The organism is Micromonospora sp. NPDC005203 (assembly GCF_042872705.1).
In the GTDB taxonomy this organism is placed as follows: Bacteria; Actinomycetota; Actinomycetes; order Mycobacteriales; family Micromonosporaceae; genus Micromonospora.
The window spans coordinates 949,461-970,712 of the sequence record NZ_JBIAKV010000002.1 but is presented as its reverse complement, the minus strand read 5'-3'; the positions used below and the strand labels follow the sequence as shown (position 1 = coordinate 970,712).

Sequence of the window (21,252 nt, the reverse complement as noted above, 5' to 3'; positions counted from 1 at the left end):
TGCGGCCCCACGCACGGAGCTGGCCTCAGATCTCCAGTGACGGTTCGTCCGGGGTGGAGCCCCGCTCGACCGCCACCCCGAGAGCGCGGAGATCGGCCACGAAGTCCGGGTAACCGCGGTCGACGTGGTGCACGTGGGAGACCTCGGTGACCCCCTGCGCGCACAACCCGGCGATGATCAGCCCCGCGCCGGCGCGGATGTCGGTCGCCTGGACCGGGGCACCGGAGAGCCGACCCCGTCCACGGACCACCGCGTGGTGCCCGTCGGTCTTGATGTCCGCGCCGAGCCGCATCATCTCGTTGGCGAACATGAACCGGCCGTCGAAGATGTTCTCGGTGATCAGGGAGGCGCCGTGACTGACGGCGGCCAGACCGATCGCCATCGGCAGCAGGTCGGTGGCGAAGCCGGGGTACGGCAACGTCACGACGTCCACCGCCCGGGGCCGGTCGTCCATCCGTACACGGAAGCCGTCTCCCCGGGTCTCCACCAGGCCACCGGCGGCCACGACCTTGTCCAGCGCGACCTCCAGGTACGCCGGGTCCAGCCCGGTCACCGTCACGTCGCCCCGGGTCATCGCCGCTCCGAACGCCCACGTGCCGGCGACGATCCGGTCCCCCACCGTGGCGTGCCGCACCGGGTGCAGACCCGGCACCCCGGTGATCCGCAACGTGGAGGTGCCCGCACCGGAGATCCGCGCCCCCATCTGGTTGAGCATCGTGCAGATGTCGACGATCTCCGGCTCCCGGGCGGCGTTGTCGATCATCGTGACGCCCTGGGCCAGCACCGCTGCCATCACCAGGTTCTCGGTCGCTCCCACGCTGGGGAAGTCCAACACGATGTCCGCGCCGCGCAGCCCGTGCGGGGCGGACGCGATGACGAAGCCGTGCTCACCGGAGATCTCCGCGCCCATCCGGGTCAGCCCGGAGACATGCATGTCCAGCCCCCGTGACCCGATGGCGTCGCCACCAGGATGGGCCACCCGCACGTACCCCCGGCGGGCCAGCAGCGGGCCGAGCACACAGATCGACGCGCGCAACCGCCGGACCAGGTCGTAGTCAGCCTCGGCGCCCGGTTGCTCGGGCACGTCGATGGTCACCGAACGGGATCGGGCCACCCCGCCGCGGGCCACCATCGGGTCGACCGGGTCGTCCGCGTCGAACCGGACGCCGCAGCCCAGCCGACGCAGCACCTCGCCCATGATCGCGATGTCGGTGATCCGCGGGACGTTCGTGATCACGCTGCGGCCCGGGGCGAGCAGCGCGGCGGCCATCAGCTTCAACGCCGAGTTCTTGGCCCCCACCACGTGCACGGTGCCGGTCAGCCGGGCGTCCCCGTACACCCGGATGACGTCGACGTCGTTGACCGCCGGGTCGCCCGCGTCGCCGGGGCCCGCCACCACCGGCCAACTGGTCGCGCTGTCCGGCCGCGCCGGGATCGTCAGGTCGGGAATCCGTAGGCTGTGCGTCATGGCCGTCCACCTCACGCGCATCTACACCAAGGCCGGCGATGCCGGCATGACCAGGCTGAGCAACAACGAGCAGGTGCCGAAGACCGATCCACGGATCGCCGCATACGCGGATGTCGACGAATGCAACGCCGCGATCGGCGTCGCGCTCGCCCTGGGTGGGCTCGACGAGGAACTGCGGGGCGTGCTGGGATCGGTGCAGAACGACCTGTTCGACGTCGGCGCCGACCTGTCCACCCCCGTCGAGCCGGAGCCGAAGTACCCGCCGCTGCGGGTCACCGAGGCGTACGTCGAGCGCCTTGAGGGCTGGTGCGACGAGTACAACGCACGCCTGAGCACGCTCGACTCCTTCATCCTCCCCGGCGGCACCCCCGGCGCGGCGCTGCTCCACGTGGCGCGGACGACCGCTCGGCGTGCCGAACGCGCGGCATGGGCGCTGGTCAGCCACGATTCGGAACGGACCAGCACTCTCCCGGCAAAGTATCTCAACCGGCTCTCCGATCTGCTCTTTATCCTGTCAAGAACGGCAAATCCGGCGGGAGATGTGCTATGGGTGCCGGGCGGCAAGCGCTGAAGGTCGGCGCTCCGCACCACGTGCAGGTGTGGGTTCCCGATCTGGTCGCTGCTACGCGTAGCCAAGGCTGACTCCTCGGCAAGCCAGGCCGACCAGCGCCTTGATCAACTCCGGTTTCTTGATGTCGGGGCATCCCCACCACCAGGACACCCCGACATCAAGAAAACCGAGTCGATCAACAAGCCCGCCGCGCTGGCCGGCTCGGTGCGCGCGCCGGAGAGGCGGGACCCGGCCCTACCGGTAACGGCAGGTGATGGAAACCGCGCCGGACCGACGCACAGTGGCAACGACGGGTTTCCGGGGGAGCCCGCCCGGTGCAGGGATCAAGCCTGACCGCCCGGAGCCGGGCGGGCTCCCCCGGAAACCCAGAAGAGCAACCACAGAAGAGCCGATCAGGCAGCCGGCCAGTCCTGGGAGGCCATACGCGGCGAGACCGCCCCCGGAGGGGCGGCCTCGAGCCAGGAGAGGAAACCGGTAACGGTGGACCGCGCCATGGCGATCTCCACCGGTGCGTGGTCACTCGTACAGCGCAGGATCACCCAGTCGGCCGGCATGGAGAGCCGTTCCTGGCCCTCCGGCAGCCGGCGGCGCTCCACCGCCAGCCCTTTGCGGGAAAGCACCCGCTTGGGTCGGATCGCGAAGCTGAACATCCGGTACCACCGCAGCTCGTCACCGGCGAACCGGCCGAAGCCAGGCGACCAGCCACGGCCGTCGAGCATGGTGGTGACTCGGACGCTGAGCCGGATGATGCCACCGCTACGGGTGACCAGTGCTCGCCGGACGAAGTGGGTGAGAAGCGCGCCGAGGATGACGACAACGCCGATCCCGATTCCTTCGACGATGTCCATCCCCGGTGTGGCTCAGCGGCTCTGCGCGGAGACCGGGGTTGCGCTCTCGGCCAGCACGATGACGCCGTCGGCGCTCACCGAGAGGAAGCCGCCGGCGACCTCGTAGGAGACCTGCTCACCGCCGGCGAGCTTGATGCGGACCTGACCGGGCTCGGCGAGTTGGCCGAGCAGCGGTGCGTGTCCCGGCAGGACACCGAGCTCGCCTTCGGTCGTCCGGGCGACCACCATTTCGGCGTCACCGGACCAGACCTTCTCCTCGACGGCGACGAGCTCGACGTGAAGCTGCTTTGCCACGCTGTCTCCTTGCTGCGGCGACGGATTGCCGAAAGTCTAGCCTGACGCGCACGCGCTCCCAACGCGGGTGGTAGAACCCGCGCCGCGACTACTTGGTCTTGTTCACGAAGTCCGGATGCTCCAGCAGGAAGGCGTCGAGCTGCTCGTTGTGCAGGGCGGTGAAGAAGTCCGGGACATCCGCCTGGAACTGCTCACCGAGATAGACGCCCCTACTGTTCTTGAGTTCGCCACCGGAGAGCTTGATCATCTGGATGGTGTTCGGGCGGATGTCCTTGAGGGCGAGCCCGAAGTCGACAACGCTGCCGCCCCGACCGTTGAAGATCAGCGACTGGCCGGCGGCGCGGAGCACCTTGTCCAACTTGATGGGGTTGGCCACCACGTCGGCGCTGAACGCCTGGCCCACCATGGCCTTGACGAACTGCTGCTGGTGGCGCTGCCGGCCGTAGTCGGAGTCCGGAACACCGTTCTTCGGGTAGCGCTGCCGTACGTAGTCCAGCGCCTGCCACCCGCTGAGGTGTTGGTTGCCCTTCTTGTAGACCGCCTGCGGGCCGACGTAACCCTCGCCGTACGTCTTGCCCGGCCGCGGCTTGCCGTCCGGCTGCTTGTGCTCGGACTTGACGTCGCGCTCGATGTACATGTCGACGCCGCCCATCGCGTCGACGATCTTCTGGAAGCCGGTGAAGTTGATGATGGCGCCAGCGTCGAACCGCTTGATGCCCGTCACGGTCTGCACGGTGGTGGCCAGCAGCTCGAAGCCACGCGCCGCGTCGGGGTTGGCCCCCGGCACCTTGCTGCCGAACGACATCGCAGCGTTGATCTTCGTGGTCTCGCCGGGGAAGTCGGCCTTCTTGAACGCCGGGATCGGCACGTAGAGGTCGCGCGGCAGGGAGAAGAGGTAGGCCCGGTCCATCGACGCCGGCACGTGCAACACCATGATCGAGTCGGCCAGCGGCGCGGCCGTCGGCGTACGCGGGTCGATGCCGACGAGCAGGATGTTGAGTGGACCCTTGATGTCGCTCTTCTTCGCCTGGGCGCCCGCCGCCTGGTCACCGAACAGGTCCGCCTTGCCGACCGCACCCTCGTAGCGGGCCATCAGGACCTCCGTGCCGACCAGCACCGCGCCGCTGAGCACGACAAGCACGGTGCCGAACACCGTGCAGATCCTGGCCCAGCCTGGCACGCCGCGCCAGACGGATGACTTGCGGCCCCGCTTACCGGCCTTACCCACGAGCAGCTCCGTTCGTTACGCCCACACGAGGGAAGACGGGCGCACGTCGTCGAAAGGTTGCGAAGATCAACGCTCGTCAGGGGTGAGCGCGCGAATTAGAACGTATCTCGGGTTCCTGGGAACGGACGACCCCGAGTAACGGACCGCGACGATGGTAGGACGCGAAGATGAACAAAAGACTGCCCCGGCATGGCCGGGGCAGTCTTTTGGTTGCGGGACGAATCGGGCCTGTCAGCCCTTCATCAGCTCCTCAGCCTTGCGCTCCAGGTCCTCAAGACCGCCGCACATGAAGAACGCCTGCTCAGGGAAGTGATCGTACTCACCCTCGCTGATCTTGCGGAACGCCTCGATGGTCTCCTTGATCGGGACCGTCGAGCCCGCTACGCCGGTGAACTGCTCCGCCGCGTAGGTGTTCTGCGAGAGGAAGCGCTCGATCCGCCGGGCCCGAGCCACGGTGATCTTGTCTTCCTCGGAGAGCTCCTCGATGCCGAGGATGGCGATGATGTCCTGCAGGTCGCGGTAACGCTGCAGGATTCGCTTCACCTCGGTGGCCACCTGGAAGTGCTCGGCGCCGACGAACTCCGGGGCGAGGATCCGGGACGAGGACGCCAGCGGGTCCACCGCCGGGTAGATGCCCTTGTCGGAGATCGACCGCTCCAGGTTGGTGGTCGCGTCCAGGTGGGCGAACGTGGTGGCCGGGGCGGGGTCGGTGTAGTCGTCCGCCGGCACGTAGATCGCCTGCATGGAGGTGATGGCCTGGCCCCGGACGGAGGTGATCCGCTCCTGGAGCTCGCCCATCTCGTCGGCCAGGGTCGGCTGGTAACCCACGGCGCTCGGCATACGGCCGAGCAGGGTGGACACCTCCGAACCGGCCTGCGTGAAGCGGAAGATGTTGTCGATGAAGAGCAGCACCTCCTGCTTCTTCACGTCCCGGAAGTACTCCGCCATGGTCAGCGCGGAGAGGGCAACCCGCAGCCGGGTGCCCGGCGGCTCGTCCATCTGGCCGTAGACCAGCGCGGTCTTGTCGATGACGCCGGACTCGGTCATCTCGGCGATGAGGTCGTTGCCCTCACGGGTGCGCTCACCCACGCCGGCGAACACCGAGGTACCACCGAAGTTACGGGCCACCCGGGTGATCATCTCCTGGATGAGCACCGTCTTGCCCACGCCCGCGCCGCCGAACAGGCCGATCTTGCCGCCCTTGACGTACGGGGCGAGCAAGTCGATGACCTTGATGCCGGTCTCCAGCATCTCGGTCTTCGGCTCCAGGTCCGCGAAGGCCGGGGCCTTGCGGTGGATGCCCCACCGGTCGTCGGCCTCGAACGTCTCGCCCTCTTTGAGGTTGAGCACCTCGCCGATCGCGTTGAACACCTTGCCCTTGACCGCGTCGCCCACCGGTACGGTGATCGGCTCGCCGCGGTCGCGCACCTCGGCGCCGCGAACCAGGCCATCGGTCGGCTGCATCGAGATGGCACGGACCAGGTTGTCACCCAGGTGCTGGGCGACCTCCAGGGTCAGCGTCTTCTCACCGCCGGACAGGTTCACGGTGACGTTGAGGGCGTTGAACAGGGCCGGCATGGCGTCGCGCGGGAACTCGGCGTCGACGACCGGGCCGATGACCCGGACCACGCGACCCGTGGCCGTCTTGGTCTCTACTGGTGCAGTCATCACACTTCACTTCCCGACGCGGCCAGCGCGTTGGCGCCGCCGACGATCTCGCTGATCTCCTGGGTGATCCCGGCCTGGCGAGCCGAGTTCATCTCGCGCGTGTACTTCTCGATCATCTCTTCGGCGTTGTCGGTGGCGCTCTTCATCGCCCGCCGCCGTGCCGCCGACTCACTCGCCGCCGACTCGATCAACGCCGCGTAGATCCGCGTGTTGATGTACCTCGGCAGGAGCGCGTCGAGCAGCGCCTCCGCCTCCGGCTCGAACTCGTACGCCGGCAGCAGCCCCTCGGAGCGCGGCCGGTCCTCCACCTGCATCGGACCGATCACCTTGGTGACCGGGTTCTGCGTCATCAGCGAGTGGAACTCGGTGTAGACGATGTGCAACTCGTCGACGCCGAGCACGCCGTCCGCTCCGGCACCGCCGTCGGAGTCGTCCGCACCGGCGGTGAACGCCTTGATCAGCGTCTCACCGACGGTACGGGCGTCCTCGAACGACGGCTGCTCACTGAAGCCGGTCCAGTTCGCCTCGATCGGCCGGTTGCGGAACCGGTAGAACCCGACGCCCTTACGCCCGATGACGTAGAGCACCGGCTCCTTGCCGTCCGCCTTGAGCCGCGCAATCAGCGACTCCGCCATCCTGATCGCGTTGGAGCTGTAACCGCCGGCCAGGCCACGGTCGCTGGTGACCAACAGGACGCCCGCCCGCCGCACCCGCTCGCGCGGGGTGAGCAGCGGGTGGTCGATCCGCGCGTTGGACGCCAGCGCCGTGAGCACACCGGTGATGGCCTGGGCGTACGGCAGGGACGCCTGCACCCTGGCCTGAGCCTTGGCGATCCGGCTCGTCGCCACGAGCTCCATCGCCTTGGTGATCTTCTTCATCGACTTCGCCGAGCGGATCCGTTGACGAAGAACGCGTACCTGGGCCGCCATCAGATCAGCTCTCGGCCGGGCGGTCGGTCGCGCTGTCGCGGAAGCGGGTCACCGTCTCGCGGTTCTCGTCACCCTCGAGCGGAGCGGCCGGCGCGTCGTTGACCTTGCGCTCGTCGTCCTTGTTGAGGAAGACCTGCTTGAACTCGGCGATCGCCGCGTCCAGCGAACCGACGATGTCGTCGCCCCACTGGTTGTCGGCGATGCTGGCCAGCACACCCTCGTGCTTGTGCCGCAGGTACTGGAGGAACTCCGCCTCGAAACGCCGGACGTCGCTCACCGGGATGTCGTCCAGCTTGCCCTCGACACCGGCCCAGACCGAGACGACCTCCTGCTCGACCGGGAACGGCGAGTAGTTCGGCTGCTTGAGCAGCTCGACGAGGCGTACACCGCGGTCGAGCTGGGCGCGCGAGGCCCGGTCCAGGTCGGAGGCGAAGGCGGCGAACGCCTCCAGCTCGCGGTACTGGGCGAGGTTGAGCCGCAGCGAACCGGCGACCTTCCGCATCGGCTTCACCTGGGCGGCGCCGCCGACCCGGGAGACCGAGGTGCCGACGTTGATCGCCGGGCGGACGCCCTGGTTGAACAGGTCCGTCTCCAGGAAAATCTGGCCGTCGGTGATCGAGATGACGTTGGTCGGGATGAAGGCCGAGATGTCGTTGGCCTTCGTCTCGATGATCGGCAGACCGGTCATCGAGCCGCCACCCAGCTCGTCGGAGAGCTTCGCGCAGCGCTCCAGCAGGCGGGAGTGCAGGTAGAAGACGTCACCCGGGTACGCCTCGCGGCCCGGCGGGCGACGCAGCAGCAGCGACACGGCCCGGTACGCCTCGGCCTGCTTGCTCAGGTCGTCGAAGACGATCAGGACGTGCTTGCCGCCGTACATCCAGTGCTGCCCGATGGACGAGCCGGTGTACGGGGCCAGGTACTTGAAGCCGGCCGGGTCGGACGCCGGGGAGGCCACGATGGTCGTGTACTCCATCGCGCCGGCCTCTTCCAGCTGGCCCTTGATCGAGGCGATCGTGGAGGCCTTCTGGCCGATCGCGACGTAGATGCAGCGGACCTGCTTCTTCGGGTCGCCGGTGCGCCAGTTGTCCCGCTGGTTGAGGATCGCGTCCAGGGCGACGGTGGTCTTACCGGTCTTGCGGTCACCGATGATCAGCTGCCGCTGGCCCCGACCGATCGGGGTCATCGCGTCGATGGCCTTGATGCCGGTCTGCAGCGGCTCGGACACCGACTGGCGGGACATCACGTTCGGAGCCTGCAGCTCCAGCTCGCGGAAGCCCTCGTTGGCGATGTCACCGAGCCCGTCGATCGGCTTGCCGAGGGCGTCGACCACGCGGCCGAGGAAGGCGTCGCCAACCGGAACGGAGAGAACCCGCTCGGTGCGCTTGACGCGCTGCCCCTCCTCCAGCTTGGCGGAGTCACCGAGAACGACGACACCGATCTCCCGGACGTCGAGGTTCAACGCCACGCCGAGCGTGCCGTCCTCGAACTCCAGGAGTTCGTTGGTCATGGTCGAGGGCAGGCCCTCGACGTGGGCGATGCCGTCGCCGGTGTCGGCGACGGTGCCGACCTCCTCGCGGGAGACGTCGGACGAGTAGGAAGAGACGTAGCGCTCCAGGGCGCCGCGGATCTCCTCCGTCGAGATGGTCAGCTCGGCCATCCTCTGCTTCCTTAAAATTCAGGGGCCCGGGATACCTAGTACCAACCGGTCCGAATGGCGTCTGTCAATCCGGGCGCTGCTCGGTGAACCCATTCCAACGCTGGGCGGCGGAGCCGCTCAGCGTTGGACGGCAAGCCGTTCAGCGCTTCGCGAGCGCGTTGCGAGTCTCGTTGAGGCGGCGCAGGATGGTGCCGTCGTACAGGTCGGAACCGACCCGCACGCTCACGCCACCCAGGACGTGGGGGTCGACCGTCTGCTTGACGGAGACCTCTCGACCGTATATCCCGGCGAGGCTCGCACCCAGTCGGCGTTCGTCGTCGTCACTCAACGGGGCCGCGACGGTCACGTACGCCACCTGCCGGTCGCGTCGCTCGGCGGCGAGTTCCACCAGCCGGGTCAGCGCGCCGTTGAAGGAGCGCCCCCCGAACCCGCCGAGCGCCACCTCGACGAGGCGGACGGTGACCGGGCGGGCCTTGTCGGCGAGTAGCTCCCGGGCCAGGGTGGCCCGCTGCTCGACCGGGGCGACCGGGTCGGCCAGCGTGTTGCTCAACGCCGACTGACCGGCCACGAGCTGGCCGAAGCGGAACAGCTCGTCCTCGACCTCGCCCAGCTCGCCGGCCTTGTCGGCGCTGGCGAGCAGCGCCTCCACGCCGAGGCGCTCGGCGCCGTCGAGCAACTCCGACGGTGCCGACCAGCGGCCGGAGACCAACGCCACGAGCAGGTCGAGCGCGTCGGCGCCGATCCGCCCGCCCAGCATGTCGCCGAGCAGGGCACCGCGGTCCTCGCCGGAACGAGCCGGCTCGGACAGTGCCCGGCGCAGCCGCGGCTCACGCCGCAGCAGGGTCGCCACGGAGAGGATGGCGTCGGCGGTGGAGGCCACCGCCGACGGCTCCGCGCCGCGGACGTACTCGTCGAGGCGCTCGGCCCCAGCCTTGTACGACTCCCGGCTGGCGGCCTGCATCAGCGGGCCCCTGCGCTCTCGAGGCCGCTCAGGAACCGGTCGACGGTGCCCTTGCGTCGCGCCTCGTCGGCCAGCGACTCGCCAACGATCTTGCTGGCCAGGTCCACCGCGATCGTGCCGACCTCCGCGCGCAGCTCGCGTACGATGGTGGCCCGCTCGGCGGCGAGTGCGTCCTTGCCCGCCTGGATGACCCGGTCGGACTCTTCGCGCGCCTTGGCGAGGATGTCCTGTCGGATCCCCTCGGCGTCGGCCCGCGCGTCGTCACGGATCTTGGCGGCGTCGGTGCGGGCCTCAGCGAGCTGGGCACGGTACTGCTCGAGCAGCTGGTTCGCCTCGGCCTGAGCGGCCTCGGCGCGCTTGATGCCGCCCTCGATCGCGTCGACCCGGGCCTGGAACGTCTGCTCCATACGGGGGAAGACGAACTTGATCAGTACGAAGCAGAGCACGGCGAAGGCGACAACGCCGACCACGATCTCCTCGGGAATGGGGATGATCGGGTTGTGGTCTGACTCACCACCCTCAGCGGCGAGGAAGTACATGGGTGACCTCCCGGTCGACGAGCGGATTAGAGCTCTCCCTGCCAGATGAAGCCGAAGGCGATGCCGAACAGCGCGAGCGCCTCGATGACGGCGAAGCCGATCCAGACGTACGGCAGGGTCATCCGCGACGACTCGGGCTGGCGGGCGGTCGACTGGATGTAGGCGGCGAAGACCAGACCAACGCCGATGCCCGGGCCGATGGCCGCGAGGCCGTAGCCGATGGCTGCGGTGCTGCCAACGACACCTTCTGCGGCGGCGACGTAATCCATTAGTGGTTCCTCCTGGTTATCACGCGTGTCTCTCACGCGGGACGACAACGGGTGGTGCGTGGATCAGTGCTCTTCGGCGAGCGCGCCCTGGATGTAGCTGGCGCTCAGCACCGTGAAGACGTAGGCCTGTAGGACGATGACCAGCGCTTCGAGAAGGGTCAGCGCCACGGTCATCACCCAGGACACCACCGAGATCGGTGCCAGCCAGGCGTTGGCGTTGATCATCGCGAAGCCGCCGAGCGTGAAGACCAGCAGGAGCATGTGACCGGCGAACATGTTCGCGAAGAGACGAACGGCCAGCGAGAAAGGCCGGATGATGAAGGTCGAGAACGCCTCGATCGGGATCAGCAGCGGCAGGATGTACCACGGTGCCGGCGGGATCAGGGCGTGCTTGAAGTATTTGCCGAAGCCGTGGTGCCGGATGCCGATGTAGTTGAACAGCACGTAGCTGATCACCGCGAGGATCGCCGGGAAGGCGATGTGCGAGTTCGGCGAGATCTGGAAGAACGGAATGATCGCGAACGCGTTGGTCACCAGCACGAAGCAGAACAGCGTCGTGAAGTACGGGGCGAACCGCACGCCCTGGTGACCGATCATGTCGACCGAGATGTTGTTGCGCACGAAGCCGTAGATCGACTCGGCGAACCACTGCTTCTTGGTCGGCACCAGCTTCGGGTTCCGGTAGGTCGCCAGGAAGAAGATGATCAGAACGCCGACCGCGATCCAGACCATCAACGTGAACTTGGTGAACCAGTAGGAGTCGTGCGCACCCCAGGGCAGGATGCTGGGCAGGTAGAAGTCCTCCTTGCTAGGTGGGAATTCTGCCTGGCCCGCTGCCAGGACGTTCGCCTGTCCGAACACCGCGTCCCTTCCTAAGTAGGCGTGCCGAGTCGGCGGATGACCAGGATGACTCCCCCAGCCATGCCGAGCACGAAGCCGATCCCGGTGGCGACGCCACCGGTGTCCAGCCACTGGTCGACCAGCCAGCCGATGAAACCCCACACGAGCATGCCTCCGATGAGGTAACTCAGCGCGGTCCAACCCTGACCGGCACCGGACGGATAGTCGTCCGGTTGCCCGGGGGGACGGGGGGTTTGGTCATCAGCCATGACGGGGCGAAGGATATCAGCCGGGAAGACGAGGCTGTGCCTCACCCCCCGCACAACCATCGTTGTGTGGGCTTCTCGTGGGCGCCGTCGTCTGTGGGCACGCTACTCCCCTTCTGCCCGTCGGAAAATGACCGGAGGCCGACACATTGCGGCGCGTCCGCTGGTTGGGACGACCGCCAGGTCAGCCGTGCGGCCGACGAGCGTGCACCGTGGTCAGCCACCAGAGGTGCACCGCCGTCCACACTGCCACCCCGGCGACGATGCCAAGGCAGAGAGGGATCAAACCGGCCCAACCGGTCGACGCCACCGCCACCAGCACCGCACCCAATAGGCTGAACTTCACCACGTACAGGCCCAGGCCGAGCGGCAACAGCAACTGCGGGTTGACCTGGTCGGCCCGCGCCAACACCACTGTGGTGAGGGTGTAGCTGAGCACCGTGACACCCACGCCGGCCGCCGCGCCGAGCGCGGCCGTCCCACCGCCGGTCACCCCGCCCACCACTGCGGCGAGCACGGCCAGCGCCGCCGACGCGGCCAACAGGACCGGCAGGTGCCGCAGCCGCCACCGCCGGTCGGTGTCGGGCGCGTCCACCCCGGGCTCAGCCACGGGGGTACGCCGGAAACGCCGCGACCAACTCGGCCACCTCGGCACCGATCAGGGTCAACTCGTCGACCCCGCCCGGGGCGCCGGGGTCGGTGCGCACCGCTCGGGCGATCAGGGTGGCCACCTGCCGCAGGTCACCCTCCCGCATGCCCTGGGTGGTGACGCTCGGGGTGCCCACCCGCAGACCGGAGGCCACCATCGGCGGCTGCGGGTCGTACGGGATGGCGTTCTTGTTCAGGGTGATCGACGCGGCGTCGCAGCGTCGCTCGGCCTCGGCGCCGGTCACTCCCACCTCGCGCAGGTCGATCAGGGCGAGGTGGGTGTCGGTGCCGCCGGACACCGGGCGCATCCCCTCGTCGGCCAGCCCGGCCGCGAGCGCCTGGGCGTTGCTGACCACCTGCCGGGCGTACGTCTGGAACTCCGGCTGGGCGGCCGCGCGCAGCGCGACCGCCTTGGCCGCGACCGCGTGCATCAGCGGACCGCCCTGGGTGAACGGGAAGACCGCCTTGTCGATCCGCTGCGCCAGCGACTCACGGCAGAGGATCAGGCCGCCGCGCGGGCCGCGCAGCACCTTGTGGGTGGTGGCGCAGACGACGTCCGCGTACGGCACCGGGGACGGGATCGCCCGGCCGGCGACCAGGCCGATGAAGTGCGCGGCGTCCACCATCAGGTACGCGCCGACCTCGTCGGCGATCTCCCGGAACCGGGCGAAGTCGATCAGCCGGGGGTACGCGGTGGCACCACAGATGATCAGCTTGGGTCGGTGCGCCCGGGCCAGGTCCCGTACCTCGTCGTAGTCGATCCGCTCGGTGTCCGGCCGGACCGGATAACCGACCGGGTGGAACCACTTGCCGGAGAAGTTCACCCGGCTGCCGTGGGTGAGGTGCCCACCGTGCGGCAGGTCCATCGCCAGCACCGTGTCTCCCGGCTGGACCAGCGCGGCGTACGCGGCCAGGTTGGCGCTCGCCCCGGAATGTGGCTGAAGGTTGGCGTGCTCGGCCCCGAAGAGCTCCTTGGCCCGGGCGATGCCGATCTCCTCGGCCCGGTCCACCTCGGCGCAGCCCCCGTAGTAGCGCCGGCCCGGGTAGCCCTCGGCGTACTTGTTGGTGAGCGTCGAGCCGAGCGCGGCCAACACCGCCGGCGAGGTCAGGTTTTCGCTGGCGATGAGCTGCAGGCCGCCCCGCAACCGGTCCAGCTCGCCGAGGACCACCCCGGCGATCTCCGGGTCGGTGGCCCTGAGCTGGGCGAAATCCGGTCCCCAGAAGGTGCTCGTCTCGGTCTCCACAGCGAACGAGTCTAGGGGGCCGCAGACTGGACCTCGTGAGATGCCTCGTCACCGGAGCGACCGGATACATCGGCGGGCGGCTGACGCCGCTACTGCTCGCCGAGGGACACACCGTGCGGTGCCTGGCCCGCAAGGCGGTCCGACTGCGCGATGTGCCCTGGGCCTCGGCGGCCGAGATCGTCGAAGGGGACCTGAGCCGGCCGGACACGTTGCCCGCCGCCTTCGCCGATGTGGACGTCGCCTACTTCCTGGTGCACTCCCTCGGCCGGGGAGACTTCGAGGCCGCCGACCGGACAGCGGCGACGAACTTCGCGGCGGCGGCCCGCGCGGCCGGCGTACGCCGGATCGTCTACCTGGGTGGCCCGGAGCCGGCGTCCGACGCGGAGGTCCCCTCCCCGCACCTGCGGTCCCGGGCCGAGGTGGGCCGGATCCTGCTGGCCAGCGGGGTGCCCACGGCGGTGCTGCGGGCCGCGGTGATCATCGGGTCCGGCTCGGCGTCGTTCGAGATGCTGCGGTACCTGACCGAGCGGCTGCCCGCCATGATCACTCCGCGCTGGGTCCGCAACCGGATCCAGCCCATCGCGGTCCGCGACGTGCTGCGCTACCTGGCCGGCTGCGTAGCGCTGCCGCCGGAGGTCAACCGGGGCTTCGACATCGGCGGACCGGACGTGCTCACCTTCCGCGAGATGATGCAGCGCTACGCCCGGGTGGCCGGCCTGCGCCGGCGGATCATCGTGCCGGTCCGCCCGCTCACCCCGTCGCTCTCCTCGCACTGGGTCGGTCTGATCACCCCGGTGCCGAACGCGATCGCCCGCCCCCTGGTGGAGAGCCTGATCCACGAGGCGGTCGCGCGCGAACACGACATCGCCAGGTACCTACCCGACCCGTCCGGCGGGCTGACCGGCTTCGACGACGCGGTGGCGCTCGCGCTCGCCAAGGTCCGGGACGCCCAGGTGGAGACTCGCTGGTCGACCGCGAGCGGCCCGGATTCGCCCGCCGAGCCGCTGCCCAGCGACCCGGAGTGGTCCGGTGGCAGCGTCTACACCGACGTCCGCGAGCGGGCGGTGGACGCCCCACCGGCGGCGCTCTGGCGGGTCATCGAGGGAGTCGGCGGCGAACACGGCTGGTACTCGTTCCCGCTCGCCTGGTCGGTGCGCGGCTGGTTGGACCGCCTGGTCGGCGGGGTCGGTCTCCGTCGGGGCCGACGCGACCCACACCGCCTCCAGGTCGGTGAGGCGTTGGACTTCTGGCGGGTCGAGGAGATCGTCCCCGGCGAGTTGCTGCGACTGCGCGCGGAGATGCGGCTGCCCGGCCGGGCCTGGCTGGAGATGCGGGTGCTCCCCACCGAGGGCGGCCGCAGCCGCTACCAGCAACGTGCCGTCTTCCTGCCCCGCGGCCTGCCGGGGCACGCCTACTGGAAGTCGGTGGCCCCGTTCCACGCGGTGGTCTTCGGCGGCATGGCCCGCAACATCGCCCGCAACGCCGAACAAGCCCCCTAACCCACCCCCCAACCCCAACCCCACCCCCACCCCCACCCCAACCCCACCCCACCCGCACCCGCACCCGCACCCGCACCCGCACCCGCGATCTTGCACTTTCTGTCGCGACAAAAGCCGCATATGTGAACAAGTCAGCGACACAAAGTGCAAGATCGGCACGGGCGGGGTGGGGGGTGGGCGGGGGTGGGCGGGGTGGGCGGGGCGGGGTGGGCGGGGTGGGGGGTGGGTGGGGTGGGCGGGGGCTGGGGTGGGGGTGGGGGGTGGGGTTAGTTGCCGGTGCGGGCTCCGGTGAACTGGAAGGCGGTTCGTTCGCTCGGCGGGACGAAGTCGCGTACCGGTTGACCGCGCAGGGCGGTGGAGAGCACCTCGCCGACCGCGTCGACCATTCGGGCCTGCACGGCCTGACCGACCGCGTCCCGGGGATCGTCCGGGTTCGCCGCCATCGAGGCGACCGCGATCTGCGGGGTGAACGCGACGACCGTCTCCGTCTCGTACCGTTCCGAACTGCCGGTCTTGCCCGCGACCGGCCGGCCGAGCCGCGCCCGCAGGCCGGCTGCGGTGGCACCGTCGCAGCGCCCGTACATCGACTGGTCGCCGACCGGGCAGCGCGCCGCGTCGGTGGCCGCCCGCGCAACGTCGACGTCGAGCACCTGTCGGCAGTCCGGTTTGGCGGCGTCGACCGGGCGGCCACCCGCGTCGGTGATCGACACCACCGGCAGCGGCGCGCACCAGGTCCCCTCGGCCGCCACCGTGGCGTACGCGCCTGCCAGGTCCAGCGGCGTGGTCGCGGCGACGCCCAGGGTGAACGCACCCCAGTCCTTCGCGTCGTAGCGGGCCAGTCGGGCGTCGGCGTCGGCCCGCAGCACGATCCCGAGTCGCTCGGCCATCTCCACCACCCGGTCCGCGCCGACCTTCTCGGTCAGCCAGGCGAAGTACGTGTTCACCGACCGACCGAACCCGGTCCACATGGTGCGGGGGCCATCCATCGCGGACGGGCTGGCGTTCGAAGGGCACCAGCGGCCGTCACAACTCGCCTCCCCGGTCGCCGGGAAGCGGGTGAGCAACTGGGTGGGTGCCACGAAGTCGGTCGACAGCGGCAGGCCCGCCTCCAGCGCGGCAAGCATCGTGAAGAGTTTGAACGTCGACCCGCCCTGGTACCCCTCGATCGCACCGCCGCCGCCGATCAACTGGTTGACCGTGTTCGGGCGGTTCTTCTGCCCGACCGGGTTGTCCCGCACGCTGTAGGCGCGGTTCACCGACATCGCCAGCACCCGTCCCGTGCCCGGTTGCACCACCGCGGTCGGCACCGCCTCGGCCGCCGACGGCTGATAGATCTTCAGCACCTGCTCGGTGGTGGCCCGCTGCACCCCCGGGTCCAGCGACGACACGATCGAGAACCCGCCCCGGCGCAGCGCGCGTTGCCGCTCGTCGGCGGACGCCCCGAACGCGGACTGGCTGCTCCACCAGCGGGTGAACCAGTCGCAGAAGAATCCCCAGTCGTTGTGCGCCTCGGGCACCCCGGTGCAGTCGTTGGGCGTCTCGCTCGGCCGTAGCTGCAAGGGCTCGGCCCGCGCCGCCGCCGCCGTGTCCGCCGGCACCTGCCCCGACTCCACCAGCCGCTCCAACACGTACGACCGCCGCGCCATCGCGCTGTCGGCGTCGCCGTTGATCGGATCGTCGCTGTCCGGCGACCGGACCAGACCGGCCAACAGCGCCGCCTGGGCCAGGGTCAACTCGGCCGGGGACCGGGAGAAGTAGCGCTTGCTGGCCGCCGCAATGCCGTACGCCCCGGCACCGAAGTAGGCGATGTTGAGGTAACGGGTGAGGATCTCCTCCTTGTCGAGCTCGCGTTCCAGCGCGAGCGCGTAGCGCATCTCCTGGAGCTTGCGGGCGGTGCTGACCTCGGTCGCGGCCACCCGCTGCGCCTCGGTCAGCCGGGGGTCGCTGCTGAGCACGTTGCGGACGTACTGCATGGTCAGCGTGGAGGCGCCCTGCCGGGTCTGCCCGTCCCGTTTGTTGACGGTGAAGGCGCGCACCACGCCCCGCAGGTCCACTCCGCTGTGCTGGTAGAACCGGACGTCCTCGGCGGCCACGATCGCCTGGCGCATCACCGGGGCCACCTCACGCAGCGGCACGTCCACCCGGTCCTCCTGGTAGAAGGAGGTGATCAGGGTGGTGCCGTCGTTGGCGTAGAGGTTGGAGCGCTGGGCGGTGGGCGGCGTACGAAGTGTGTTCGGCAGTTCCGAGTACGGCGTGGACAGGGCGCTGAAGCCGATCCCGAACACCAGGGCCACCGGCAGGGCGGCTGCGGCCAGCACCAACCCGGCCAGCACTCCGGCGATCACCACGGTCAGCAGTTTGTCGAGATGGGCCCGGATCATCAGCTCTCCCCGCAGGAGCCGGTCACGCTAGGACCCGTTCAGAATGACCCGGAACGCCGCCTTCGCCCCGGGTTTTCCCCAAACCCGGAGGAAACTCGCACCGCGCTCAATCAGGGCAGCAGCGCGCCGGCCAGCGGGTGAACCGTCTCCTCGATCTCGTCGGCGACCCGACTGAAGCACTGGTCACCACGGCCCCACGGGTCGTCCAGATCGTCCGTCGTCAACGCCGAGGCGCCCAACCGGGCGTCGTGAGCCGCTGCCACCAGGGCCACCCCCCGGGCGTACACGGCCTCCGGGGTCGCGTCACCCGGCGGCAACGCGGCGGCGTCCACCGCGGCCAGCAGCCGACCGAACTCACCCAGCACGAACGTGCGGGCCGCCGCGTCCGGCCGCAACGCCACCACGTACTCCTGCTGGTCGGCGGTGGCGGTCAGCACCAGGTCGGCGGCGTCGATGTGGTCCGAGCGCAGCTTGCGCGCGGCGAACCCCTCGACGTCCCCACCACGGCTGGTGACCTGCCGGGCCGCCGGCGGATTCATCTCCTCGCCCGCGTGCCAACCACCCGTGCCGGCGCTGTGGCTGTGCAGCAAACCGTCGGCCTCGGCCGGGTCCTGCGCACGCCGCGTCAACCGCTCCCGCACCGCCAGAGCGAGCAGCCGCTCCGCCATCGGAGAGCGGCAGATGTTGCCCATGCAGACATGCAGGACCGTGAACGGGGGCACTCAGACCCCCCGACCGTCGACGAGGTCCGGAACGACGTCGCGCAGCTTCTCCAACGGGATCGCCCCGGCCCGCAGCAGTTGCGGCACCTCACCGGTCAGATCCACGATCGTGCTGGGCACCGGATCTGGGCACGGCCCGGCCTCCAGGTAGGCCCGCACCGAGTAGCTGAGCTGGTCCCGTGCCTCCTCGGCGGTCACCGCGGCGGGCTGGCCGGTCTTGTTGGCCGACGAGACCGCCATCGGGCCGGTCTCCCGCAGCACCTCGAGCGCCACCGGGTGCAGCGGCATCCGCACCGCCACCGTGCCGGTCTTGTCGCCCAGGTCCCACTGGAGGCTCGGCGAGTGCTCGACCACGATCGTCAGCGCACCCGGCCAGAACGCCTCCACCAGGTCCCGGGCTGCGGTGGGCAGCGAGAAGACCAACCCGTCCAGGGTGTGCCGCGAGCCGATCAGCACCGGCGGCGGCATCTGCCGACCCCGGCCCTTGGCATCCAGCAGGGCCTTGACCGCGTACGGGGTGAACGCGTCCGCGCCGATCCCGTAGACGGTGTCCGTCGGGAGGACGACAAGCTCGCCGTTCTTGACCGCCTCGATGGCCGCAGCGATGCCGCGGTCCCGATCGGCGGGCGATCGGCAGTCGTAGAGCATCACGAGGAGTCAGTCTGCCACGCCGCCCCGATCGGGGCGTGCTGGCCGTCCGCCCGTCGGGACGCGGTGGCGTAACGGGGACGTCCGGTGAGGTCCAGATGCGCCGTGACAGCGGTGAAGCCGCCGTCGGCGGCAAGCAGCGCGGGGACCGCCGCGCCGTGGGTGTCGTCGTGCTCCACCCCGAGAACGCCGCCCGCGCGCAGCAGCACCGCCGCGCGGCTGACGACCGGCCGGATCACCGTCAGGCCGTCCGCGCCGCCGAAGACCGCCTCCGCGGGGTCGTGCCCGGCCACCTCCGGCGCGACCACCACGTCGTCCGGCACGTACGGCGGGTTGCAGAGCAGCACGTCCACCGAGCCCACCAGGGACGCCAGCAGGTCCGGCGCGGTCACGTCCGCCTCGACCACCTCGATCGGCCGGTCTCCCGACGCGGCCCGCTCCGCCGCGTTGCGCCGCAACCAGGCCAGCGCCCGCGGGGACCGCTCCACCGCGATCACCCGCGCGCCGGGCAACTCCTGAGCAACCGCCAGCGCGATCGCCCCCGAGCCGCTGCAGAGGTCGACCACCACCGGGTCGGTGCGGCCCCGGGCCTGCTCGACACCCCAGCCGGCCAGCAGCTCGGTCTCCGGCCGAGGCACGAACACACCCGGCCCGACCGACAGGTCGAGGTGCCGGAACCCGGCCCGGCCGGTCAGATGCTGCAACGGCACCCGCGCGGCCCGACGGCGCGTCAGCTCGTCGAGCCGCGCCAACTGCTCCTCGTTCAGGTCGTCGGCGAGAGCCAGCCGGCCTCGGGAGACCCCCAGCACGTACGCAGCCAGCACCTCCGCCTCCGCCCGGGCCGAGCCGACCCCGGCGGCGGCGAGCGCGCGGGCCACCCGAGCCACCGCGGCGGACGGGCGGGTGGGGCCTGTCCCTTCGGGGGGGTGTTGCGGCAGAGTGGTCACGCGACAATCATGATGCGTCGCGGGCAGCGCGACCAACGAGTGCGCGCGCGGCGCACACGACAGGGGGTCGGCGGGTGGGGTGGCTCGACCGGGTCGATGACCAGGTTGACTTCCTCACGCGCGCCCGGGCGCTGCAGGAGGCCAGTCGCTCCGCAGAGTCGTACGTCCTGCTCGAACGTGTGATCCGCACCACCACCGATCCGGCGGCGCGGGCGGACGCGATGGTGCAGCGCCTCTCCGCCCTGATCAATCTCGGTCGGACGGCGGAGTTCACCCGGGCCATCGAGGAGGCGTCGGCGGCCGTCCGCGATCTCGCCGAGCCCTACCTGCACGGGCACCTCAACGCGCTCGCCGCCCTCGCCGCACACCACCAGGGCGCACTGGACCGCTCTGTCACGCACCTCGTCCGAGCCGCCCGCGCGCTGGGCGCCGTCGAGGACCCGGACCGGGACACCGCCTGGGGCTGGCACGACCTGGCCATGGCGTACAGCTACCTCAGCTTCCACGGATACGCCCTGGGGGCCATCGAACGAGCCCGGCAACTCGGTCTCACCGCCGGGATCGGAGAGGAGACGTTCGCCGCGCCGGGCATCCGACTGCGCAACGCCGTGGCACTGGACCACAACGGCGACAGCGACGGCTGCCTGCGGGTGCTCCGGGACGTGGCCGCCGACCTGGCCCGCTTCATCGGCTCCGGGCGGGCCGGGCGGCTGCGCCCGAGCAGCCTCGCCGCATACGGCTACGCGGCGGCCCGGCAGGCCGCGCTCGGCGACCGGGTGGAGACCGACGGGAAAGCCGAACCGGCCCGCCTGATCAGCCACGGAGGGGACAGCTCCCGCGCTCGCGACCTGCGTCAGCTCGGGCAGGTGTGCCTCGCCGTCGCCGACGGCCGGCCGATCGAGGCGGTCGCCCGACTGGACACCGTCCAGGTCTCCAACGAGACGCTCGGGGCGGCCGAGCCGGCCCGACTGCGCAGCATCGCGCTGGCCCGTGCCGGCGACCACGCGGCGGCGCACCGGGCCGACCGGCTGGCGTTCCGGCTCGCCGCCCAACGCAATGATCGGCTGCGCGACGTCTACATCGACGGCATCGCCGCCCGGATCGACCACGAGGAGATGCGCCGCGAGGCGGCACGGTTCGAGGGCGAGGCGTTGACCGACCCGCTCACCGGGCTGCCCAACCGCCGCCGATTGGAGCGCTACATCACCGCGGTGGTCACCCGGGGCGACCGGGTGGTGATCGCTGTCTGCGACCTGGACGGCTTCAAGGCGGTCAACACCCGCCACGGGCACCACTCCGGCGACCTGGTGCTGCAACGCATCGCCGGGGTGATCAACCGGGTGATGCGCCGGGGCGACTTCGTGGCCCGCTACGGCGGCGACGAGTTCGTGGTGGTGCTGCCGGACACCGGCATGCGCGAGGCCGCCGAGGTGGCCCGCCGGATCGAGGCCGCCGTCCGACTCGAAGACTGGGAGTCGCTGGTGCCGGGGACCCCGGTCGGGGTGAGCATCGGCTTCGCGGAGGTCTCCGGCGGCGGAGGGCTGCGGGACGCGCTCGGCGTCGCCTTCGAGCAGGCCGACCGGGCCATGCTCCGCGCCAAGTCGCGTCCCCGCGCGAGCTGATCG

General features: G+C 70.3%; 21 protein-coding genes. 3 read left to right on the top strand and 18 right to left on the bottom strand.

Translation table 11 applies throughout. From position 1 onward, the window contains the following. Positions 1–25: 25 nt before the first annotated feature. Positions 26–1,468, bottom strand: a complete 1,443-nt coding sequence (gene murA / locus ACFYPM_RS09805; RefSeq protein WP_387193232.1) for a UDP-N-acetylglucosamine 1-carboxyvinyltransferase — start codon at positions 1,466–1,468, stop codon at positions 26–28. Between murA and ACFYPM_RS09800 the strand changes: the two genes are divergently transcribed. Further along, positions 1,467–2,039 carry a cob(I)yrinic acid a,c-diamide adenosyltransferase gene (locus ACFYPM_RS09800; RefSeq protein WP_387193229.1) on the top strand — a complete coding sequence of 191 codons (573 nt, stop codon included), beginning with the start codon at positions 1,467–1,469 and terminating at the stop codon, positions 2,037–2,039. The two genes, murA and ACFYPM_RS09800, sit on opposite strands and share 2 nt — an antisense overlap. A gap of 392 nt (positions 2,040–2,431) precedes the next feature. Here the strand turns inward: ACFYPM_RS09800 and ACFYPM_RS09795 are convergent, their stop codons facing one another. From ACFYPM_RS09795 to glyA, 13 genes are all read right to left on the bottom strand, one after another. After that, the gene (locus tag ACFYPM_RS09795; protein ID WP_387193226.1) at positions 2,432–2,887 is read right to left on the bottom strand and encodes a DUF2550 domain-containing protein; all 456 of its coding nucleotides are present in this window, start codon (positions 2,885–2,887) and stop codon (positions 2,432–2,434) included. A gap of 12 nt (positions 2,888–2,899) precedes the next feature. After that, positions 2,900–3,181, bottom strand: coding sequence for a F0F1 ATP synthase subunit epsilon (locus tag ACFYPM_RS09790; protein ID WP_357246353.1), 282 nt, complete (start codon positions 3,179–3,181; stop codon positions 2,900–2,902). A gap of 88 nt (positions 3,182–3,269) precedes the next feature. Further along, on the bottom strand, positions 3,270–4,415 hold the full coding sequence (locus ACFYPM_RS09785; RefSeq protein WP_387193451.1) for an LCP family protein: 1,146 nt from the start codon (positions 4,413–4,415) through the stop codon (positions 3,270–3,272). 225 nt (positions 4,416–4,640) lie between these two features. Next, complete coding sequence (gene atpD / locus ACFYPM_RS09780) at positions 4,641–6,077, bottom strand: F0F1 ATP synthase subunit beta (RefSeq protein ID WP_387193223.1); 1,437 nt, start codon at positions 6,075–6,077, stop codon at positions 4,641–4,643. Beyond that, positions 6,077–7,006, bottom strand: coding sequence for a F0F1 ATP synthase subunit gamma (locus tag ACFYPM_RS09775; protein WP_387193220.1), 930 nt, complete (start codon positions 7,004–7,006; stop codon positions 6,077–6,079). The genes atpD and ACFYPM_RS09775 overlap by 1 nt, the downstream gene beginning before the upstream one ends. Positions 7,007–7,010: 4 nt before the next feature. Continuing rightward, entirely contained in the window at positions 7,011–8,663 is a 1,653-nt protein-coding gene (gene atpA, locus ACFYPM_RS09770) for a F0F1 ATP synthase subunit alpha (protein WP_387193217.1), read from the bottom strand. A 139-nt stretch (positions 8,664–8,802) separates the two neighbouring features. Continuing rightward, positions 8,803–9,624, bottom strand: coding sequence for a F0F1 ATP synthase subunit delta (locus ACFYPM_RS09765; RefSeq protein ID WP_387193214.1), 822 nt, complete (start codon positions 9,622–9,624; stop codon positions 8,803–8,805). Continuing rightward, positions 9,624–10,163, bottom strand: a complete 540-nt coding sequence (locus ACFYPM_RS09760; protein ID WP_387193211.1) for a F0F1 ATP synthase subunit B — start codon at positions 10,161–10,163, stop codon at positions 9,624–9,626. Before ACFYPM_RS09760 ends, ACFYPM_RS09765 begins: the two co-directional genes overlap by 1 nt. A gap of 26 nt (positions 10,164–10,189) precedes the next feature. Then, a complete protein-coding gene (locus ACFYPM_RS09755; RefSeq protein WP_357246371.1) occupies positions 10,190–10,432 on the bottom strand; it encodes an ATP synthase F0 subunit C in 243 nt (80 codons plus the stop codon). 63 nt (positions 10,433–10,495) lie between these two features. Continuing rightward, positions 10,496–11,293: a F0F1 ATP synthase subunit A gene (gene atpB, locus ACFYPM_RS09750; protein ID WP_387193208.1), complete on the bottom strand. Its 798-nt coding sequence runs from the start codon at positions 11,291–11,293 to the stop codon at positions 10,496–10,498. A gap of 11 nt (positions 11,294–11,304) precedes the next feature. Then, complete coding sequence (locus ACFYPM_RS09745) at positions 11,305–11,541, bottom strand: hypothetical protein (protein ID WP_357246376.1); 237 nt, start codon at positions 11,539–11,541, stop codon at positions 11,305–11,307. A 181-nt stretch (positions 11,542–11,722) separates the two neighbouring features. After that, on the bottom strand, positions 11,723–12,148 hold the full coding sequence (locus ACFYPM_RS09740) for a hypothetical protein (protein WP_387193204.1): 426 nt from the start codon (positions 12,146–12,148) through the stop codon (positions 11,723–11,725). Then, positions 12,141–13,430, bottom strand: a complete 1,290-nt coding sequence (gene glyA / locus ACFYPM_RS09735) for a serine hydroxymethyltransferase (protein ID WP_387193201.1) — start codon at positions 13,428–13,430, stop codon at positions 12,141–12,143. Before glyA ends, ACFYPM_RS09740 begins: the two co-directional genes overlap by 8 nt. Before the next feature lie 35 nt (positions 13,431–13,465). Here glyA and ACFYPM_RS09730 point away from each other — a divergent pair, with 35 nt between their 5' ends. Continuing rightward, a complete protein-coding gene (locus tag ACFYPM_RS09730) occupies positions 13,466–14,929 on the top strand; it encodes an SDR family oxidoreductase (RefSeq protein WP_387193198.1) in 1,464 nt (487 codons plus the stop codon). Between the two features lie 266 nt (positions 14,930–15,195). On the opposite strand, the gene ACFYPM_RS09725 is transcribed toward ACFYPM_RS09730, so the two are convergent. The 4 genes from ACFYPM_RS09725 to prmC all read right to left on the bottom strand — a co-directional run bounded on the left by ACFYPM_RS09725 (position 15,196) and on the right by prmC (position 19,627). After that, positions 15,196–17,310 carry a transglycosylase domain-containing protein gene (locus ACFYPM_RS09725; protein WP_387193196.1) on the bottom strand — a complete coding sequence of 705 codons (2,115 nt, stop codon included), beginning with the start codon at positions 17,308–17,310 and terminating at the stop codon, positions 15,196–15,198. A gap of 110 nt (positions 17,311–17,420) precedes the next feature. Further along, a complete protein-coding gene (locus tag ACFYPM_RS09720; RefSeq protein ID WP_387193194.1) occupies positions 17,421–18,032 on the bottom strand; it encodes a phosphotyrosine protein phosphatase in 612 nt (203 codons plus the stop codon). Further along, positions 18,033–18,680, bottom strand: a complete 648-nt coding sequence (locus tag ACFYPM_RS09715) for an L-threonylcarbamoyladenylate synthase (protein ID WP_204945979.1) — start codon at positions 18,678–18,680, stop codon at positions 18,033–18,035. Continuing rightward, positions 18,680–19,627 carry a peptide chain release factor N(5)-glutamine methyltransferase gene (gene prmC / locus ACFYPM_RS09710; protein ID WP_387193191.1) on the bottom strand — a complete coding sequence of 316 codons (948 nt, stop codon included), beginning with the start codon at positions 19,625–19,627 and terminating at the stop codon, positions 18,680–18,682. The genes ACFYPM_RS09715 and prmC overlap by 1 nt, the downstream gene beginning before the upstream one ends. A gap of 74 nt (positions 19,628–19,701) precedes the next feature. On the opposite strand from prmC, the gene ACFYPM_RS09705 reads away from it, so the two are divergent. Beyond that, complete coding sequence (locus ACFYPM_RS09705) at positions 19,702–21,249, top strand: diguanylate cyclase domain-containing protein (RefSeq protein ID WP_387193188.1); 1,548 nt, start codon at positions 19,702–19,704, stop codon at positions 21,247–21,249. Positions 21,250–21,252 lie beyond the last annotated feature (3 nt).

Bases quoted from the DNA above. Each gene is read 5' to 3' on its own strand.
- ACFYPM_RS09755 (WP_357246371.1), bottom strand. From the start codon at position 10,432: ATGGATTACGTCGCCGCCGCAGAAGGTGTCGTTGGCAGCACCGCAGCC.
- ACFYPM_RS09800 (WP_387193229.1), top strand. From the start codon at position 1,467: ATGGCCGTCCACCTCACGCGCATCTACACCAAGGCCGGCGATGCCGGC.
- murA (WP_387193232.1), bottom strand. From the start codon at position 1,468: ATGACGCACAGCCTACGGATTCCCGACCTGACGATCCCGGCGCGGCCG.
- ACFYPM_RS09715 (WP_204945979.1), bottom strand. From the start codon at position 18,680: ATGCTCTACGACTGCCGATCGCCCGCCGATCGGGACCGCGGCATCGCT.
- ACFYPM_RS09760 (WP_387193211.1), bottom strand. From the start codon at position 10,163: ATGTACTTCCTCGCCGCTGAGGGTGGTGAGTCAGACCACAACCCGATC.
- ACFYPM_RS09795 (WP_387193226.1), bottom strand. From the start codon at position 2,887: ATGGACATCGTCGAAGGAATCGGGATCGGCGTTGTCGTCATCCTCGGC.
- ACFYPM_RS09725 (WP_387193196.1), bottom strand. From the start codon at position 17,310: ATGATCCGGGCCCATCTCGACAAACTGCTGACCGTGGTGATCGCCGGA.
- atpA (WP_387193217.1), bottom strand. From the start codon at position 8,663: ATGGCCGAGCTGACCATCTCGACGGAGGAGATCCGCGGCGCCCTGGAG.
- ACFYPM_RS09745 (WP_357246376.1), bottom strand. From the start codon at position 11,541: ATGGCTGATGACCAAACCCCCCGTCCCCCCGGGCAACCGGACGACTAT.
- ACFYPM_RS09775 (WP_387193220.1), bottom strand. From the start codon at position 7,006: ATGGCGGCCCAGGTACGCGTTCTTCGTCAACGGATCCGCTCGGCGAAG.
- atpD (WP_387193223.1), bottom strand. From the start codon at position 6,077: ATGACTGCACCAGTAGAGACCAAGACGGCCACGGGTCGCGTGGTCCGG.
- ACFYPM_RS09765 (WP_387193214.1), bottom strand. From the start codon at position 9,624: ATGCAGGCCGCCAGCCGGGAGTCGTACAAGGCTGGGGCCGAGCGCCTC.